The sequence below is a fragment of the Echinicola salinicaeni genome (assembly GCF_014280965.1).
Lineage (GTDB): Bacteria > Bacteroidota > Bacteroidia > Cytophagales > Cyclobacteriaceae > Echinicola > Echinicola salinicaeni.
In genome coordinates, this window is record NZ_JACODZ010000002.1 from 343,726 (window position 1) to 363,645 (window position 19,920).

Below are 19,920 nucleotides of genomic sequence, written 5' to 3' on the forward strand. Positions count from 1 at the left end.
ATCATTTCTATCTCCGTCTTGTTGAAGTATTGGCAGACAAAACCAACGAACCACAAATTACTACCACATGAGAATCGGATTTGATGCAAAGCGAGCTTTTAAGAATTTTACAGGACTGGGTAATTATAGCCGGTTTATCCTGAAATCGCTAAGCGATAATTTTCCTAAGAATAATTATTTTCTGTTTACGCCAAATTATGGCCGTAAAAGTGATGAAATAGCCATTGCTTGCAAAAATCCCAATCAAAAAATTGTTTTGCCCACTGATATGTGGAAGTTGCCGGTTTTATCCGGTGCATGGAGAAGTGTGTTTCAGGGGATGAAACATTTTGATAACCAGCTGGAGATTTTTCATGGGCTGAGTAATGAAATTCCTTTTATTAAGAATAAATCAACCAAATACGTGGTGACTGTGCATGATTTATTGTTTTGCAGGTATCCTGAGCTTTTTAATCCAATCGATGTGCAGATTTATAAATTAAAGATGGAAAGGTCCTGTCGGGAGGCCGATCAGGTAATTGCCATCAGCCATCAGACCAAGGAGGACCTGGTGAACTTTTTGGGAATCGATGTCCACAAAATCAAGGTAATTTATCAGGGATATCATGAAAACTATAATAGAGAGGTGACTGATGAGCAGCTCCAGTTGGTCAAGAAGAAATATGGTCTTCCCGATAAGTATTTGTTTTTTGTGAGCACCATCGAAAAACGCAAAAATGTCCAATTGATCCTGAAGGCCATGAAGGAAAAGCGGGATTGGAATCTGCCTTTGGTGGTAGTAGGAAGAGCTACCTCTTATGTGGATACCTTAAAGACCATTGTCCAAGAATATGGTCTCCATGATAAGGTGATTTTTCTTCACCATGTATCCTTTGATGATCTTCCGGCCATGTATAAACTGGCCCATGTATTTATCTACCCATCTTATTTCGAGGGATTTGGTATCCCAATAATCGAGGCACAAAGAATGGGGACTCCTGTGATAACCAGTACCGGCTCTTGTTTCCATGAAGCTGGGGGAGAAGGGGCTCTCTATGGGGATCCAGATGATCCTTCTGCATTGATCCAACATTTGGAAACACTTTCAAGAGAGGATAATCGGGCTGAAATTATTGATAAGGGATATAAAAATATTAGCAGGTTTGATCAAAGTATAATTTCCAGGGATATCATGAATGTATATCAGGAGGTATTACAGACCTATCCTGCGAAACCGGCCTTGGCCACTTAATGGGATTTTAACAAATTTTTATACATATGAAACCTAGTTTATTCATTGTTCTTTTTTTAGCTGTTCTTTTCAGTGCATGTACCGATGATGATAGGCCCTTATTGAAAGCAGAAGGCATGGTGAAGGATACTGGGGATCCTGCTGTCGACGGTTGTGGATGGCTGATTGAAATCAATGGTGAAAACTATAAACCAAAAAGCTTAAAGGATCAGTACAAAATTGATGGATTGGAGGTCTTGGTTTATTATAATTTGTCCGGGGTTTCTTATTGCGGAATGGGCAATACTGAGATCACCTTGATATCCATTGAAAGTATTGAAGAGAAATAGTTCTTTCTAATAAAATCAATAGATTGTTGGAAAGGAGCTATGTGGGTAGAGGATCAAATTCGATTTTATTTTTTCCTTTGGGAATACCCGAATATTTTTCTTCGGATTTTGTGAAAATTCCTTTTAAATGCCCCGTATTGTTTGATAAAAGGTTCGTGTTTTTTAAGTTCTCCAAAAGGATTTTTCTCTGGAATCCAATCCAGTGTTTTAAAGTTTTGAAAGTTTAACTTCCAAATGGAATAATTGAAGGACAACTGATCCCTTCTACTTCTGGTGATGACTTCATTCCACCAAAAATCCAGAAGCTCTTCCAGTCCACTGTCGGATTTTCGAAACTGAAGTCCTCCTAGATTAAGGCCGTATTTTTCAGGAAAGCCTTCTTCTTTATAAAATTTTTCTTGGGCAATAAATTTTTCAGGCTTGTCCATATTATAGAAATGACAGGCTTTAAATTCTTCATAAAGACAATCTCTTTCAGGGTGCTTTAATAAGGCCAATAAGGTGTCATTAGATAAATGTTCTGAAAGGAGATGTTTTACACTTTTTGTTGTGATAAGGTAATGGGCATCGACATAAATATTATAATCGTATTGTTTATTTAGGACCTTATGGGGCTGTAATTTATAAAAGCGGTTTTCTAAGGTTGGATCTTCAAACTGCCTTTTAACCCTTATGACTCTAAAGTTTTGAGACTTCAATAGTTTATTATCAGTAAAGCAGATCAAATCCACCTCTGAAAGTAATTCCTCAGGGAAAAGAGGTTCTCTGATGATATCGTATTTGCCAAAAATGGCGGTATAGATGACAATGTTTTTCTTGTTTTTAAATGAACTCATTTTTAAACAATTTTATTTAGGGTTTTCTTTACAGATTCTATTGAATAAGGTGCTAATGCCGTGTGACAATTTTCAGAAATCTTTGACCAAACTTGTTCATCTTGATAGATAAATAATGTTTTCCGGATGAATTCCTCTGAAGAATTGGCGATAACTACATCCTGACCATCTACTAGCCCCATTCCTTCCGCACCTATGCTTGTTGTAACCACAGGAAGCTTATAGGCCAAGCTTTGTCCTATTTTTCCTTTCATTCCTGCTCCAAATCTCAAAGGTGCTACAAATACCCTGGTATTTTTAAAATATTCAGAGACATCTTGTACAAATCCAGGGATTTTTACTAGATCGCTTCTAAGTTGTAGTACTTCTTCAGTGGGGTTACTTCCCAGTAAGGTAAGCTTCAGAGTGGGGAGTTCTTTCCAGATTTCGGGCATGATTTCCCGTACTAACCAGATGGCGGCGTCAATATTAGGCGGGTGGTCATAAGCTCCAATAAAGAGGAGTCCTTTCCTCTTGTCGAATTTAATATTGTCCATTTTCTCTGGTTCATGGATATTAGGTATTACTTCGACGTTATGTATACCTTCTTTTTCCAACATTGATTTTTCACTGTCAGTTACTGTAAAGGTATGAGTTGCTGCTTTGGCAATATTCAATTCCTGAACTTTTACCTTGTTTGCTTCTAGTTTTAAGGTTTCATCATTGTTTTGGTCAGCTTGCCTTTGTAGCCTTATATGGTGGAGGTCCACCGTGTCGTATATCCATTTGGCTTTAGGGAACTTTTCAATTAGCCATTTAAAAACATCGTTTAATTCGGGGCGACTAATCCAAATAACATCACATGAATTGATCGTTTCATTGATTTCTTTTATCATCCCAGCTCGGTTGGGATACCTAAAAAGCACTTCAATCCCTATTTCAATCATTTGATTATAATAGGGGTGGGTTTTTCTAGTGTCCCCAGGAATAAAGGTAATGTGGTATCCCAGTTCTTTTAGGATTTTCAAGATTTGGTAGGCTCTAAAGGAGCCGGAGTTTTTATCGTATTCTGGAATTATGGTATCGATAAAAATCAGCCTTTTCTTGGACAATAGTCTACGACTTCCATATTCCATGTTATGGTCAGTGTAATGATTGGAAAGTGCTAAATCCCATTTTTTCTTAAACTTGATTTTATTTATATCTTGAAATCTCTTTACTGAATCTTTTTTAGCTCTTTTTCCGGAGGTAATGCCTTCAAAATGGATGACTTCTGAAAGAGGGTGGTAGATTACCTTCTTTCCTAAGTGATTTCTCACTTCAAAACATAGATCGGTATCTTCATAATAGGCAGGAGCATATTGCTTATCAAACGTTCCTAATTTGTCAAAATCTGCTTTACGAATCATCAAACTTGCACCGGAACAATAGTCGACTTCTCTGATATAATTGTATCTAGGCCTGTCAGGAAGATCATTCCTTCCATAATTAGCACCTGAAGCATCACGGAATATCATCCCCCCTGCCTCCTGTAGGAGTCCGTGGGCATAGATAAGTTTACTGCCGACACATCCTACCTCTTCATTATTAAATTCTTCAATGAGTGGATTGAGCCAGGCCTTTCTAACTTGGGTATCATTGTTCAGAAAATACAAAAAGTCACCCTTGGCAATTTGACTTGCCAGGTTACAATTTTGTAAAAAACCTTGATTGTCTTTATTTCTAATATACCTGATCCCTTTAACATTTCTTTTGAAAAATTCTTCCGTATCATCTTGGGAACAGTCATCTATCACTATAATCTCTATGGGAATGTTTTTCGGAAAGTTGTTTTTTATGGACTGTAAACAATTATAGGTGTATGCCAATTGATTATAAACTGGAATAATGATGGTTACGAGAGGAGCAGACTCTTCGGCGAAGGAGAGTTTGTTAGTTAATATTTCTTTTGAAGTTAGCAGTGGAAGGATATTCGAAGGAACGAAATGCCGATAACCTAATAGGGTCAGTAAACATTCTTGAAACCGAATAGATGTATCTGATTTCTGATCAGGGTTTAAAGAAATAGATCTTTTCGTATTAAAAGCCTGTTTTATTTCATTCAAGACACTTCGCTTAAGAAAAATTGCTCCAATTAATAGTGAAGAAATTCTAATTTGATAATAAAGAATAAATTTTGGACGAAATCTGATGGAATCATCCTTTCCGCCATCCTTTCCTTGATAGAATTTTCGGTTGATTTTAAAACAATACTTTGTGTTATACTTGTCTATCCATTTATAGATCTTCATATTGAATCAGTCGATGGTACTTGATAATGAAATTGATTTTGCGAATTCTTATAATAACTTAAGTTGTCCTGCCCCTTTCGCAGCTATTATTTTAATCTCTTGGTTTTCCATAAATAGGACAAATAACTTCTTCCTTCCCATTTATATTCATAGAAGAACCTTTCTTTTGCAGTTAACCTTCGTCTTTCGCGGGTTCGTTTGGTGTTTAATGTTTGGCTTTCCAGATGGTTCACTATGGATGAAGTCACCAGAGCATGTTTGAGGTCATGTTTCTGGAGTGTCATACTGTAGTCATTGTCTGCAAACCAAAATTTGAACTTAGGATCTAGCTTGCCAGTGACAGCCAGTATTTCCCTTTTAAAGAACAAGCACCATCCAGTTAGTTCTTTCCTTACTTCATATCCATAGTACATTCCACTATTAAGCGCTATTCCATGATTTGGATGATGGATAGAACATGCTGGGGAGGCACTACTTAGGTCGGAATCCTCTTCAAAAGCTTTTAAAATTTCACTAGCCCAGCCTTTATGAAATTCTAGGTCGTTATTGCAGATACAAACAAATGGAGATTGGGTCATTTCGATCCCAATGTTCATATATTTATGGTATCCGAATTTTTCTTTTGGATAAATAGTTTTTGTATTGGGGAAATCATACTTTTTAGCGCTTTTATATGATTCAATTACTACTGTATTGAAGCGGATGTTTTTTGGAAGTTCGGAATCATAAAGTGTACTTAGAGCTGTTTCTGTTAGTTTTCTTAGTTCCGGTCCCTTTGCATAACTCAGAATAATGATATCTATGTCAACTGGATTATTCATTTTTGGATGGTGATTTTAATTGCTGATAAACGGCTTTTATATAGTACTTACCAAAATCAATTGTGTCGACATATTTTTTTATCCGCTTTAATTCAGGGAAATTCCATGGGCCTATCTGATAGAGTAGCTTTTTAAAATTCCACTTATAATACTTCTTATTTAAGTCATGAAGCAACTGTTTTTCTTGTCGATTAAATCCAGATTGCTCAATCATTTTGTTGAATAGACTTCTTATTAAGATGTCACCTTCTTTCATCTTAACTAAGTTTTTTTTGCTAACACTCGTGCGATGAAGGCGGTTACTTGTATATGCCTTTGGATGATTTAAGTAATGGAATGAGCAATTGGCGAAACCAAGTCTTGACCAAAATATCCAATCTTCTAGTAAAGCGACGCTATCTGGGAACTGAATCCCTTTTTTGAGAATAGATGATTTTACCAGCGGACTACTAATAACCGCAATATTATGATGCAGTATGGCCTTTACTGTTTCGATTCCCCTGTCTTGGAGTTTGTACATCCACTCCTTATTATTCATTTCAGAATCATAACTTAGAATTTCGGGTTGGTGATCTCTGAAATAAAAATTATTTGTATAGCTAATATCGATATCAGGATTGCTTTCAAAATGCCTGATTTGGAGAGAAAGTTTTTCAGGGCTTAATAAATCGTCTCCGTCTAAGAATTGCAAAAAATCTCCACTTGCAAGCTTAACCCCTTTGTTTCTAGCAGCTGATACACCACTATTTTTCTGTTTGTGATACAGGAATCTCTTTTCTTTACTAAGGTATTTATTGACTATTTCCTCGGTGTTGTCCGTAGAACCATCGTCTACAATTATACATTCCCAGTTTTGATGAGTCTGTTCTAGGACAGATTCCAGGGTTTGGCTAAGCACAAAACCATAATTATATGTAGGGATAATGATAGATACTTTATTCATCATTAACTTAATTGAGACGAATTCTTTTTCCCTTAAAAAACTTATCGTATTGCCTTATGAAGAACAGTACGATGTTTGTATTAAACAATACTTTTTTCCATGGATTTGATCCTATATAAAATCTTGCGGCTGTTGAAGCCATAAACCTTGGGCGCAGTGCATTGCTGTATTTGACAATAAAGTCATTCTTAGCCTTCATAAAAGTATTGTTCAAATTGCCATCACTTTTGTGAATCAGATTAAAATCGATGACATAGACATGATAGCCTAAAATATGAGCTATGAGGCATAGATCAGGACCATACATGTGGAATCCCTGGAGGTCTGCGGACAATGAGAGGTTGGCCTCATTTTTTACTAGCATAAAATTTTCATCAACCGACATGACCTGAATAGGACTATCTTTTTCTGTAAAATCGATTCCTTCAGTACCTTGTTTGAGATTCCTTGCGAAATACTTCATATTTACCCTTCCCGCATTACCTATAACGCCCCACATAGGGTCTTGAAGGTCTAGCTCTGCTATTTTCTGTTCTAGAATTTCCCTACGATCATCATGAAAATAAATGTCCTGATGGCAGATGATGATATATTTCCCTTGAGCTTTTTGTAGAAATAGGTTCAGTCCTTTGTAGGCGTCTATGGAGTTACCGTTGGAGTTGTCAATGATTAAATATTCACAAACGTCTTCTCCAAATCCAGCTTTTAGACAAGATGCTTTCATCTCATTGTACTCAGTATGGTCAGTTACGAGAGTACAAACGGAATATTGATAAGGAAATTCCTTTACTTCAGTTATCTTTTTGGACGGATTGACCTGTTGCTTCATTCTTTATCCTTCTATTTCTGTAAACTGCTGCATATTGACCAGCTTATTGTACAAGCCATCTTTGGCTACGAGTTCCTGATGGCTGCCTTGTTCGATGATCCTTCCATCTTCCAGCACCACGATGATGTCTGCATTTTGGATGGTGCTTAATCGGTGGGCTATGACCAAGGAAGTACGGTTTTTCATCAGCTTGTTGAGCGCATCCTGTACGAGTTTTTCTGACTCTGTATCCAAGGCAGAAGTTGCCTCATCCAATAGCATGATGGGAGGATTCTTGAGTACAGCCCGAGCAATGCAGATTCTTTGTTTCTGTCCGCCTGAAAGCTTTAATCCACGGTCACCCATATTGGATTGATAGCCGTTTTCGGTTTGCATGATAAATTCATGCGCATTGGCAATCTTAGCAGCTGCTTCGACTTCTTCTTGTGTAGCTTCAGGTACGCCAAAGGCTATATTATTGAAAATACTGTCATTGAAAAGGATAGATTCCTGGTTCACCATTCCCATTAGGTCTCTCAATGAATCCATGGTGATATGGGAAATGTTTTTTCCATCGATCAGCACCTCTCCGCTGTCTGGTTCAATGAAACGTGGCAATAAATCCATCATGGTGGATTTCCCCCCACCTGAAGGACCTACCAAAGCCACCATTTTTCCTTTGGGAATAGTCAAGTTAACATCTTTGAGTACTGGCCTTCCTGGATAGGAGAAGGAAAGGTCTTTGATTTCTATTTTCTCATTGAATGATTTGATGTCTATGGCATCTTTAGCGTCTTTGATAGCGGGCTTTTTATCAATTAGGTCCAAGACCCTTTCTCCAGCAGCCAAGCCCGAATGTATGGAGCTAAAGGAGTTGGTCAAAGCTTTTGCAGGACGCATTACTTGACTGAAAAGGGCGATATAGGCGATAAAATCAGATGCACTGAGTTCAGATTGGTTGTTGATGATCAAGGAGCCTCCGTAAAGTACAATACCTGAAACCATGGTTACACCAAGGAATTCGGAGACAGGTGAGCTCATTTGTTGGCGCTTGGCCATTTTCTTTCCAAGCATGGAAAAGCGAACATTCTCTCCATGGAACTTATCTTTGATCATTTCGGTGGCATTGAAGGCTTTGATGATCTTAATTCCTGAAAGGGCTTCATCCAAATAGCTGATCATTACTCCATAAAGGTGCTGGGCTTGGGAAGCTTGTTTTTTTAGCCTTTTGACAATTTGAGCAATGAAAAATGCCGATACCGGAATGACCAAAAGAGAAAAGATGGTCAGCTTATAGGATATGGCAAAGAGCATGAAAATATAGGCGATCAGCTGTAGGGGTTCCTTAAAGATTACCTGCAAAGTCCCAGTGACTGAAAACTGTACCACTTGTACATCGGATGATATTTTGGAAATGATATCTCCTTTTCGCTGGTTGCTGAAATAGCCGACATGAAGGTTCATCACATTATCAAAGACCCTTTTTCTTAAATTTAGTAAGGTATGGATTCTTAGGTTCTCCATGACCAATTGGGAGAGGTAGCGGAAGAGGTTGCCCAAAAGCACTGAAATGATGATTACTGCACATACTGCTTGGAGTGCTCCCAATGGACCATATTCGACTTTAGCGATATTTGCATAATAGTTGAGGTAGCCAAATACGTCAGTCCAACTTTCTGGTTTAAGGACTGCTTCGGTAGCATCTCCTTGCGTATTGAACAAGGTGCTCAATAATGGAGCCAGCATGGCCAAGTTAAGGGTATTGAAAATCACGCCCAACAAGGTGAAGATCAAGTAAGGGACAGCGAACTTTTCAATAGGCTTGGCAAATGCCAGTAATCTGAAATAGGTTTTCATTTAATATTTAAATATTTTTTCGACGGCATGTTTCAGAAATAGATTCGGATGCATGCATCTTAATTTTCTGCAAAGGTACTATTTTTCTTACGTCATTGCGTGAGACCAACATTTTCTCAAACATAAAAGGATCTGAATGACAGTTGGCAATTTATAGGCTGAGTCATCCTGAGCGCCCGCCTTCCGGAGGACAGGTAGTAGAAGGGTTTGTCTTAGGGCTTCGACTCCGATCAGCCTGACAAATTAAGTTATCCCTGTCAATGGTAGGAAGGATGACGAAGCAATCCTCTTTCCTGTAGTTGAGATGCTTCATTCCGCTGTAGCTATATTTGCAATGACGTTTGCGTTTGGTTGTTTAATCAATTCAAGTTTTCAGTTCTTTTGGGAGGTAAAGTAGCCTTTTTTGATATCAAACAGGCTCTTATAACCTTGATGTTTTTGCATTTGATCATTTAATTTTTTCCTTGATAACTGGATTTCAGGTTTCTTTTTTAAATAGGACCAATAGGCCTTCAAGGTCCACCATTTACCAATCAACAGCCTAGGTAGTATCTCCAAGACTATCTGTTGTATTTTCCAAAGCCAGCATTTGAAACCATCCAAGTGTATGGCTTGTAAGATAAATTTGTTCCGGTATAAAATCGGATATAAGGATTTTTTACCATGTTCCTTTTTGGTGGTAGAAGAAACCTCATGGTGGCAAATGGCTTCATGTTCATAGTAACATTTCCATCCAAGCCTCCAGGCCCTGAAACTTAGGTCCACATCTTCTACATAGAAGGGCGAATAAATTTCATCAAATCCTCCAAGTTCAATCAACTTTTTGCGATCCACTAAAGCATTGGCCCCGGAGAGATAGGCCGTTGGCGTTCTTTTAGATGGATCTTCATTGATATAGAAATGGGTGGCTTTGAATTTGAGTCCCTGAAAAGCCATCATCCTGGCCGAGTCTTCTATTTTTCCTGAGGGATTGACAATTCTTCCCATCACTCCAAAAGTGTCAGGAAGGTCAAAATAGCCCCAAAGCTGTTCAAAATAATCTTCCTCGAGCCTGACATCAGAGTTAAGCAGAAGCACCAATTCTTTCTTGGCTATTTTAATGCCTTGGTTACAGGTAAAAGAAAAACCGTGGTTTTCTTTATTGGCCAAGGTGATGACCTGAGGGTGATTTTCCTTCAAGAAAGTCAGAGAATCATCCTTGGAAGCATCATCCACCACAATTATTTCAAAATCAACCCCTGAATGCTGTATTGCCTTATAGGTATGGGGCAAGTACTTTTTGAGTAATGCTTGTCCATTATAATTGGGGATGATTATGGAAATACTTTTTGCTTGAGGCATTAATTATCTGGTCAACTTTTAGCTAATGGTACTTATACGAAGAACTTCCAAAAAATGAGACAATATTGAGTGGATTTTTATTTGGCATAATTACCCGATTTCAAATCAATTATCATGTTTGCTCATGAATTCCACGGATTTTCACAGATTTAAACAATCAGTTTTGATGGCTCTCTGCGCTTTTTGCGGAAATATTTTGAATGGAAACTCCTACTTGTGTAATTCCGGATGTACAGATTATGGACAACAAAACTAATAATTATCGAATAGCTATTTAAAATTTTACTGTTCGTAGAAAATATTTGAGCGGGTTTTCAACAAGATAGTAAAGTAAAATCGATGATAAATAAAGCATTATGAATAGTAATATTACAGAAGAAAATCGAATATGAATAAATTCTTGAAATACACTCACATGAATCAAGTAAAAAGCATAGCTGCTTTTTCCTAAAATTTGAAGAGGTTTAGCACTTAAAAAATTTTGGATCCATGTTTTTTCATTAAGTAAACCCCAGTAGAAAGGTGCAATTCCCACAATTGGTAAAATCAAATTGTTAATTAATATTCCAATCCAATGATTATCCCCTGTGCCAGGAGAATTTGCAATAAGTGATAAAACGTAAATTGAGAGGATTATCCCTAAAATACCTATGGATGTACAATGTCTAACATTGAATTTTTTCTGCTGGACATAGAATTTAGCTAAAATCATACCGAGGAGGAATTCGAATATTCTTCCAAAAAAGGAAAAGTTCAAGAGAAATTTAAAGCTTGGTAGTAAGGTATCAAGCTTTAAGATTTGTCCTAAATATCCAATTACACATCCTATTAGGATTATTGAAAAGGTAAGCGTTATAATTCTCTTATATATGTTCTTAAAAAGTATAAAAGCTAATATGGGTGAAGTTAAATAGAAACATTCTTCTACAGTCAGGGTCCAAGCTTGTGGGATTCCTGTAAATATATAATTGGAGAAGAAGCCTTTTAATAAGGTAAGGTTCATTAGTAGTTCAAAAAATTGTTTAGAAGTAAAATCTTTAAAATACCAGGCAGTAGTCACAAAAGTAAAAATCGTCAGTAGGAAGTATAATGGGTATATTCTAGTAAATCGTTTCCAAAGGTATTCTCTATAGTCAAATTTCTCTTTTAGTAAATATTTATAGGTGATTATAAATCCACTCAGTATAAAAAACATGGTTACACCTACGTATAATTCATTGATAAATTTAGTTAAAAACAAAGGACTGTTTTCTAAAGTAAAAGGGGGGATATGATGGAAAAACACCATCAAAGCAGCAAAAAATCTGATGCCAGTGAGGGCAGGCAAATAAGAATGGGTTAAGTTATTCAAAATCTAGGTGATTTGGGTGATTGGATGGCTTGGTTTTATAATTGGAAATAAAAAGAAACAGATAAAATCAAAGCTATCATAAAAGTGAGATTATTCTCTTATCAATCCGTCAATTTCATGAGTCAAATATAATTTTAAATGGGGAAAATATAAGGATCGTAAATAAAAAGCCTTCTGGGGCTTGTTTAGAAGAATAATTGCCAATTCCTGACGGTTTTTTGCTAACGCCTAAGCAGAGTATTAGCTTACTTTTGAAGTATGGAATTATGATCAATTGATCTTGCTAAATGGATTGGCCCAAAATAATTATAATGAATTTGAATATTTGTAATCATTTCGAGAGTTTTCAAAAGTGGAGTTTAGATCAAAGGCTTTTGAATCTATCTTGTTTGATGTTTTTTCTTATCCCGCTAAGCCCTAAGCTAATGGCTCAAAATGATGCCGTTAGAAATGCCCCTGCGCCAATTTTTCGGGATCCTATATATGATGGAACAGCTGACCCTGTAATGGACTGGAATAAAGAGGAGAAAGTTTCGTGGACGCTATATGCAGCAGGAAGGGCAAGTGTCTTTTATTTCACCCATCCAGGAAGAGATAGCCATTCGGTTACTAAGCCAGAGCAATCATTTCATCAAAACCACAGGACTAGTATCCAAGTGGTGCCTTTGGTATTTGATGGTAAAAGTTTGATGGCAGATAGGGATAAGCCCTTTGATTTTTATTTGCCAGATAAAGAAATAAATTAAAAACAGCAACAAAAAAATAACCCTATACCTATTGAACCTGTTGTGGGCAAGCTTCATAAACTGTGATTTACAGTTTGTGGGCTCAGCCCCAACAAATAAGATGGGTGTTTAATAGAGATAAACAATGCGCATAAATCGAAATACTTTTAGTTTATTATTATTGGTTCTTTTTGCTTTACAAGCCTGTCAAACGGCTAAGGAAAAGAAAGAAGAAGATAAGGCCGCTGCCAAAGTTATTGTAAATCCAGTCTTGCCAGGGGATCGGCCTGATCCCACGGTGGTAAAAGTAGGTGAGTATTATTATGCTTCCACGACATCTAATGAATGGGCCCCGCTTTTTCCGATATACAAGTCTCCAGATTTGGTGCAATGGGAATTGGTGAATTATGTGTTTCCTGATGGGGCGCCAGATTGGGCTAGGAATAACTTTTGGGCACCTGAGCTTTCTTATGATGAGACCCAAGGAAAATTTTATGCTTATTATACAGCTAGAGACAAGGCCAGCAATCGCCTAAGCGTGGCTGTGGCCAGTGCTGATAGTCCAGAAGGAGAATTCAGGGATCATGGCCCATTGGTAGCCCAGGAAGCAGGTTCTATTGATGCCTTTGAGGTGAGGGACGAAAATGGAAAACTGTACTTGACCTGGAAAGAAGATGGTAATAGCAGGGGACTTCCGACACCTATTTGGGCGCAAGAAATCAATGAGGAGCGTACCCAATTATTGGGTGAGCCAAAGGAGCTTTTCAGAAATGATGTGGATTGGGAGCTTAACTTGGTTGAAGGCGTGTGTATTTTTAGGGAAAATGATTATTTCTATGCTACTTATTCCGCCGGAGCTTGTTGTGATAAGGCCTGCAATTATAAAGCTGGAGTAGCCAGATCCAAAACACTGTTGGGACCATGGGAGAAATATGAGCAGAATCCCATTTTGAAGGACAATGAAAACTGGAAATGTGCTGGACATGGAACGGTGGTGAAGAAGAATGGCGAGCATTATTTATTGTATCATGCCTATAGTACCCAAGGGAGTGTGTATGTAGGCAGAGAAGGTGTTTTGGAAAAATTGAATTGGACAGCAGATGGATGGCCAGTTTTTGAGAACAATGCCAGTTATGACCGTGAAAAAGTTTCTCTGACATTTTCGGATGATTTCAATCCTAAATTAAATCCCATCTGGCAATGGAGAGTAACCCAGGATATCAAATATTCCACTGGGGAAAATGGATTATTGTTGAAGGCCTCCGAGGAAAATGAGGGCTTAGGCTCTTTGTTGGTACAGACTTCCACCTCTCCTGATTATGAGATAGAAGTGGGGATTGATCCTTCCAGTTCTGATGCAATGGGCGGTTTACTTTTGGTCGGTGGGGCGAACAACGGATTTGGTGCACCAGTAGCAGGATTTGGGATAGGTATCTCGGCTGATCAAGTGCAGGTGATAGAAAACAGGGATCAAGAGTTAGTGATAAAGGCCAAAGAGAGTTTTAAGGACAGCGAATTGCTCAAGTTGAAAATGACAGTTAAAGAGGGGCATTTGCTGCAATTTGCTTTTACTGATGTAGATGGGAAATGGCAGGAGATTGGTGAAGAGTATGAAGCTGCTCATTTGGTGCCTTGGGGAATGGGGTTTCGCCTTGGGCTTTTTGCCAAGGGTGATACTGACCAAGAGGTCAATTTTAAAAATGTCAATATTAAGCATAAATAAAAGATAAGGTTAAAATACATCAAACCCACTAATGAATATGAAAAGAATAAATGGACTTTTATTATTAGCCCTAGCAGGAGCTTTTTCCTGTAATACCAAGTCTACGGTTGAAGGAAATGCTGAGGGAGAGGTGCAGGAAAGCACTAAAATGTCCGGAAATCCAATCTTTGAAGGTTGGTATGCAGATCCGGAAGCCATCGTTTATGATGATACTTATTGGGTATACCCTACTTATTCTGATGCTTATGAAAAGCAAGTCTTTATGGATGCCTTTTCTTCCAAAGATTTGGTGAATTGGACGAAGCATGAAAGGATAATAGATACAGCCGAGGTGAAATGGGCAGAAAAAGCCATGTGGGCGCCAGGAGTAATCAGTAAGGGTGATAAATATTATTTGTTTTTTGCCGCCAATGATGTCCATGAAGGCGAAGTAGGTGGAATAGGAGTGGCCATTGCTGACCAGCCACAGGGGCCTTTTAAGGACCTATTGGGAAAACCTTTGATCAACGAGATTGTCAATGGAGCTCAGCCTATCGACCAATATATATTTAAAGACCAGGATGGTACTTATTATATGTATTATGGAGGATGGGGACACTGTAATATCGTAAAGCTAAATGACGACTTTACGGGTATTGTCCCTTTTGAAGATGGAGAGATGTACAAAGAAGTTACTCCAGAAGGTTATGTAGAAGGGCCGTTTATGTTTATTAGGAATGGTAAATATTATTTTATGTGGTCTGAAGGTGGTTGGGGTGGCCCGGACTATTCTGTAGCCTATGCCATTGCCGATAGTCCTTTTGGTCCATTTGAGCGTGAGGAACTGATTTTGAAACAAGATGCTGAAGTTGCGACTGGAGCTGGACATCATTCAGTGATTCAAGTACCTGGAGAAGATGAGTTTTATATTGTTTACCATAGAAGACCATTGGAAGAAACCCATCATAATCATAGGGTGACTTGTATCGATAAGATGGAGTTTGATGCAAATGGAAAGATCAAGCCTGTAAAAATTACCTTTGAAGGAGTGGCAGAAAGAGAAATAGAGTAGTTGTTGACCAAGTGAATTAGAATGAATTATCCACAGATGGACACTGATTAACACAGATATTAAAATTGATTTTTGGATCTGTGTCTATCCTTAATATCTGTGGTTTTAAGAAAAAATTATGGGAAATAAGTATTTGAAAATATTGAATTGTTTGGGGCTAATTGCAATTGCTATTAGCTGCGGACCAAAAGGAGGGGCTGGAGAAAAACAATCCGTATCAGAGGCAAAAAATGAGACAGAGGAGACTTCAGAAAGATGGTCCAAGGAGAAAGCAAAGGCCTGGTATGCTGATCAAGAATGGTTGGTAGGGGCCAATTTTAATCCGAGCAATTCCATCAACCAGCTGGAAATGTGGCAAGAGGATACTTTTTCTCCAGAATTAATAGACAAGGAATTGGGTTGGGCTGAAGAAATAGGCATGAATACCATGAGGGTTTACCTTCATGATTTGGCCTATAAGCAGGATCCTGAAGGCTTTTTGGATAGAATGGACACCATGCTTGGGATTATGGAAAAGCATGGGATGAAGCCTTTATTTGTGTTCTTCGATTCCTGCTGGGACCCTTTTGTAGAAGCTGGAGAGCAGCGTGGCCCCAAACCACATGTTCATAATTCTGGTTGGGTGCAAAGCCCTGGCTATTATGCTTTGGCTGATTCTACCCAATATCCTAGACTGGAAAAATATGTGAAGGCTGTTGTTAGTAGATTTGCTAAAGATGAGCGGATTTTAGGTTGGGATATTTGGAATGAGCCAGATAATGATACAGGAGTTTCTTACCGCGAAAAGGAGCATCCCAATAAGGTGGATTATGTGTTGCCACTGATGAGGGAGGCATTTGCTTGGGCCAGATCACAAAAGCCTGTTCAACCTTTGACCTCAGGGGTTTGGTTAGGAGATTGGTCATCAGAAGAGGTGATGAGCCCTATTCAGTTGGCCCAAATTGAAAACTCTGATATCATATCCTTTCATAATTACGATTCTCCTGAAGAGTTTCAAAAGCGTATCAATTGGCTAAAGAGGTATGACCGGCCTATGATCTGTACAGAATATATGGCACGTCCTAATGGTAGTACTTTTGAAGGATTTTTGCCAATTGCCAAAGCAGAAAATATAGGGATGTTTAACTGGGGCTTGGTAGATGGGAAGACCCAGACCAAGTATCCTTGGGACAGTTGGGAAAAGACTTATACAGATGAGCCTGAATTATGGTTTCATGAAGTGTTCCATACAGATGGTAAACCATACAAAAAATCTGAAACAGATCTGATCAAATCATTGACTCAACGATGAAAAAAGGGGGATTGAGCCTATTGGTTTTTGGTATGGTATTGTTCATGGCTTCCTGTTCCGGATTAGGAGCAGGAAGCCCCCCTAATCCTAGGGATTATACCATAATCTGGGATCAATCTAGCCTTGAAAAGGTTTCGGCTGATAATTCTCGATATGCTGGCTATGCCAGGGCCAGGGAGTTGGCCAAGGGGCAATTGGGTGTTGCTTTCGAAGCGGACGGAAATATATTTTTTAGGATTAAAGACCATGGGGTTTGGCAAGACCCCATTTTGGTTGTCCCTAGGCAAGAAGGTATAGGAATGGCTGTTCCTGATTTTACAGTACTTGAAAATGGTGATATTTTGTTGGGCTATAACCCAAGGCCGCGGGGAAATCAATCAGAAAAGCATTTTGCTATTAGAACAGTGAGAAGTAGCGATAATGGTCAATCATGGGCTAATGACCAATTGGTTTATAAAGCAGGGAGCAGTTTTGAGAATGGTTGCTGGGAACCTGTTTTACTTCAATTACCAAACGGCAATATTCAGCTTTATTTTGCAGATGAAGGTGTTTTTACATCTTCCAATGAGCAAAGGATAGCTATGGTAGCGTCCAAGGATGGAGGGCGTAGCTGGACCAGGGAAGCCAAGACCATTAGTTTTCGCAAAGGAAGTAGGGATGGAATGCCTGTACCTATAATTCTTGACGGAGGAAAGAAAATAGCCATGGCGATTGAGGACAATGGTTTTGGACCTTTCAAACCCTATATCATCCATAATAATGGGATGGATTGGGAGAAACCGGTAGATGGCGATAGCAATAACCGAAAATATGCAATGGCGTAGCAAATTCCTCGGGGGGATTATGCAGGAGCACCCTATTTGGCCCAGGGTGAAAACGGCTTGACTTTGCTTTCTTTTCAATGGGGTGCCAAGCTGGAGGATGCACAGATGGCAGTGGCAATAGGTGATGAAGAAGCCCAAAATTTCACCAATCATACTTGGCCGTTTAAATTGCCTGAAGGAAGCATTGGCCATTGGAATAGCATTACTGTTTTAGAGGATGGAAGTATTTTGGCCTTGACCAGTACAAATGGTTATTCGGAGAAAGGAAAAACTGAAGTTTGGATGATCAAAGGACACTTGGAGAAAAAGTAAAAGTGGTTGGATAAATCTTTAGTGTCTGCAATAAAGGCAGGACTTAATATTCTGATGGAGTAGGAAGACTTATAGTCGGTACAGACGGTCAGGTTTTTTTGTTTTTTATATAGTCATAATAAGAATTCTAGGCTTTTTGCGATAACGGTGCAGGGTGATCTTATATTTTTGACTTTATCGGCTGAAAACTAATTGGTATCAAACGGGGCCCGAAATCTTTAGGCCTATGTATTGAAAAGGTAAGTAGGGAAAAATATAGCTTTTCAATTAAATCTTGAATTTTCTAAGCTAAACATTACCCCTAGGCTATAAAAGCAAAAAAGCCATGAAACAATATCTCATAGCTTTAGTCAATTAACAATAAACCCAAAATAACCTGCTGTAGGAGAAGGACTCGAACCTCCACGGAGTAGTTAGGCAAAACACGAGCTCGATATTTGCTTTATCCCAGATTCTCCACCCTCGAGACAGGAGGGCTTGTCTGCCAATTTCAACACCCTACAGTATAGAAAGAAGACCATTTGTCTTTCTTTGTTGTTTCAAAGGTAGGTAAACCTGCTTTTTGGTACAAATTTTTTAATGAAATAATTTAAAAATTATTGAATAGTTTCTGTTTGAGTGTTTTTGTTATTGATTCGGTAATTTTGTTTGCTAGATAAACTTGATGATTGCCAAAAAATAAATGGAGGTTTTTAGGCCGAAATGGTTTTCCTAATTGATTGATATGTATATCCGCAATTGCACCAGTAAGTTTTACCATTCAAAACATTCCCTATTAAGAGAATACATATCTCTAAGAAATACTAATTTAAATCTGTGTAGATCCGTGGAATCTCCCGATAAATCTGGACAGGCTGTGAGAAATAAGTTTACTGGTGTTAAAACCGATAATCATATTGATTTATTGAAATTTGTTAATAGATGAAGGATTTTTGGGGTTTATTTTTACTGATTCCATCTAAATTTATATTGGAAACCCATTGAATATTAAAAAATGAAAAAGCATCATATTAATTTTTGTGACAAGTTAGGATTATTTTTATCAGTAGTAATTTGTTTCTCTGCATGTAGTACGAAGACCAATAACACTACGGAAAAACCTGATAAAGATAAGACAGCACAGTCTACTTACAGCAATCCATTGGATGTTGAGTTCGGAGATCCATATATACTAAATGATGGTGATGGAAAGTATTATATGTATGGTACTGGCGGTGGAGCCAAGGATGGTTTTGCAGCTTATTCATCAGATGATTTGGTGAACTGGGAATTTGAAGGACAAGTATATAGGGGAAATACAGATGAATCTTGGGCGAGCAAATTCTTTTGGGCTCCTGAGGTTTATAAGATGGATGGAAAGTATTATATGTTTTTCAGTGCGCAGTGGAAGGTTAATCCTACCAATGAGGAGGAGAATTTTATGATTGGAGTGGCCGTGTCTGATAATCCTACTGGACCTTTTATGGAAATGTATGATCGTCCCATATTTGACCCTGGCTATCCTATTATTGATGCCAATGTATATCAAGAGAATGGAAAGTACTATCTCTATTATTCCCGAGCCTGCTATAAACATCCTGTAGAGAGTGAAGTCGCAGACTGGGCCAAAGAAAAAGGTTGGTATGATGAGATTGAGGAAAGCTGGGTATATGGTGTGGAGCTGAAGCCTGACTTTTCTGGCGTGATAGGTGAGCCAGTTTTATGTTTAAGACCACCTCTGACAATGGATGATGAGCAGGCAGAATGGGAAAGCCGTTCTGTTGCCAAACAGGAGATCAATAGGAGGTGGACTGAGGGGTCAGTGATTTTTAAAGATGGTGATACTTATTATATCATGTATTCAAGCAATTATTATGCAGGGGAGAATTATGCCGTAGGTTATGCGATTGGGAAAAGCCCTCTAGGTCCCTTCACAAAGGCCAGTAACAATCCGGTGTTAGAGCTGAATACGCATAAAGGTGGTGAGGTTACAGGAACTGGGCACAATAATATTGTCAAACTGGACAATGGTGAAATGTACTGTGTTTATCATGGTAGAACCAAAGCTTCTGGTCAGGATAGAGTTGTGTTTTTGGATAAGATGGAAATCATGGATGATGGTACATTGGTGGTTCATGGCCCCACGACTAGCTTTCAGCCTTTGCCATTGGAGTAAAAAGTAGCAAGAAAGAAAAAAGAGAAAAGAGGAAAGACGGAAGAAATGCTTT

17 protein-coding genes are annotated in these 19,920 nt (G+C 38.3%); 9 read left to right on the forward strand and 8 right to left on the reverse strand.

Going from position 1 to position 19,920, the window contains the following annotated elements:
* Positions 1-67: 67 nt before the first annotated feature.
* Both H7U17_RS04760 and H7U17_RS04765 read left to right on the forward strand, forming a co-directional pair.
* Positions 68-1,231 (forward strand): glycosyltransferase family 4 protein, encoded by a 1,164-nt coding sequence (locus H7U17_RS04760; protein WP_186755413.1) that lies wholly within the window; start codon positions 68-70, stop codon positions 1,229-1,231.
* A gap of 26 nt (positions 1,232-1,257) precedes the next feature.
* On the forward strand, positions 1,258-1,560 hold the full coding sequence (locus tag H7U17_RS04765; RefSeq protein ID WP_186755415.1) for a hypothetical protein: 303 nt from the start codon (positions 1,258-1,260) through the stop codon (positions 1,558-1,560).
* A gap of 65 nt (positions 1,561-1,625) precedes the next feature.
* Here H7U17_RS04765 and H7U17_RS04770 read toward each other — a convergent pair whose 3' ends face one another.
* The 8 genes from H7U17_RS04770 to H7U17_RS04805 form a co-directional block, all read right to left on the reverse strand.
* On the reverse strand, positions 1,626-2,396 hold the full coding sequence (locus H7U17_RS04770) for a glycosyltransferase domain-containing protein (protein WP_186755417.1): 771 nt from the start codon (positions 2,394-2,396) through the stop codon (positions 1,626-1,628).
* Between the two features lie 2 nt (positions 2,397-2,398).
* On the reverse strand, positions 2,399-4,666 hold the full coding sequence (locus H7U17_RS04775; RefSeq protein ID WP_186755419.1) for a glycosyltransferase: 2,268 nt from the start codon (positions 4,664-4,666) through the stop codon (positions 2,399-2,401).
* An 86-nt stretch (positions 4,667-4,752) separates the two neighbouring features.
* Complete coding sequence (locus tag H7U17_RS04780) at positions 4,753-5,487, reverse strand: glycosyltransferase family 2 protein (RefSeq protein ID WP_186755421.1); 735 nt, start codon at positions 5,485-5,487, stop codon at positions 4,753-4,755.
* Positions 5,480-6,433 (reverse strand): glycosyltransferase family 2 protein, encoded by a 954-nt coding sequence (locus tag H7U17_RS04785; protein ID WP_186755423.1) that lies wholly within the window; start codon positions 6,431-6,433, stop codon positions 5,480-5,482. Before H7U17_RS04785 ends, H7U17_RS04780 begins: the two co-directional genes overlap by 8 nt.
* Positions 6,434-6,437: 4 nt before the next feature.
* Positions 6,438-7,259, reverse strand: coding sequence for a glycosyltransferase (locus H7U17_RS04790; protein ID WP_186755425.1), 822 nt, complete (start codon positions 7,257-7,259; stop codon positions 6,438-6,440).
* 3 nt (positions 7,260-7,262) lie between these two features.
* Positions 7,263-9,095, reverse strand: a complete 1,833-nt coding sequence (locus H7U17_RS04795) for an ABC transporter ATP-binding protein (protein ID WP_186755426.1) — start codon at positions 9,093-9,095, stop codon at positions 7,263-7,265.
* Between the two features lie 372 nt (positions 9,096-9,467).
* A complete protein-coding gene (locus H7U17_RS04800) occupies positions 9,468-10,436 on the reverse strand; it encodes a glycosyltransferase family 2 protein (RefSeq protein WP_186755428.1) in 969 nt (322 codons plus the stop codon).
* 274 nt (positions 10,437-10,710) lie between these two features.
* The gene (locus H7U17_RS04805) at positions 10,711-11,787 is read right to left on the reverse strand and encodes an acyltransferase family protein (RefSeq protein ID WP_186755430.1); all 1,077 of its coding nucleotides are present in this window, start codon (positions 11,785-11,787) and stop codon (positions 10,711-10,713) included.
* A 425-nt stretch (positions 11,788-12,212) separates the two neighbouring features.
* Here H7U17_RS04805 and H7U17_RS04810 point away from each other — a divergent pair, with 425 nt between their 5' ends.
* From H7U17_RS04810 to H7U17_RS04840, 7 genes are all read left to right on the forward strand, one after another.
* Positions 12,213-12,533 carry a hypothetical protein gene (locus H7U17_RS04810; protein WP_186755432.1) on the forward strand — a complete coding sequence of 107 codons (321 nt, stop codon included), beginning with the start codon at positions 12,213-12,215 and terminating at the stop codon, positions 12,531-12,533.
* Between the two features lie 124 nt (positions 12,534-12,657).
* A complete protein-coding gene (locus H7U17_RS04815; RefSeq protein ID WP_186755434.1) occupies positions 12,658-14,235 on the forward strand; it encodes a family 43 glycosylhydrolase in 1,578 nt (525 codons plus the stop codon).
* 37 nt (positions 14,236-14,272) lie between these two features.
* Positions 14,273-15,286 carry a glycoside hydrolase family 43 protein gene (locus H7U17_RS04820; protein ID WP_186755436.1) on the forward strand — a complete coding sequence of 338 codons (1,014 nt, stop codon included), beginning with the start codon at positions 14,273-14,275 and terminating at the stop codon, positions 15,284-15,286.
* A 118-nt stretch (positions 15,287-15,404) separates the two neighbouring features.
* Complete coding sequence (locus H7U17_RS04825) at positions 15,405-16,577, forward strand: cellulase family glycosylhydrolase (protein WP_186755438.1); 1,173 nt, start codon at positions 15,405-15,407, stop codon at positions 16,575-16,577.
* Positions 16,574-17,401: a sialidase family protein gene (locus H7U17_RS04830; RefSeq protein ID WP_186755440.1), complete on the forward strand. Its 828-nt coding sequence runs from the start codon at positions 16,574-16,576 to the stop codon at positions 17,399-17,401. The genes H7U17_RS04825 and H7U17_RS04830 overlap by 4 nt, the downstream gene beginning before the upstream one ends.
* Before the next feature lie 63 nt (positions 17,402-17,464).
* Positions 17,465-17,713, forward strand: a complete 249-nt coding sequence (locus H7U17_RS04835; RefSeq protein WP_186755442.1) for a hypothetical protein — start codon at positions 17,465-17,467, stop codon at positions 17,711-17,713.
* Positions 17,714-18,707: 994 nt separating this feature from the next.
* Positions 18,708-19,868: a glycoside hydrolase family 43 protein gene (locus H7U17_RS04840; RefSeq protein ID WP_186755456.1), complete on the forward strand. Its 1,161-nt coding sequence runs from the start codon at positions 18,708-18,710 to the stop codon at positions 19,866-19,868.
* Positions 19,869-19,920 lie beyond the last annotated feature (52 nt).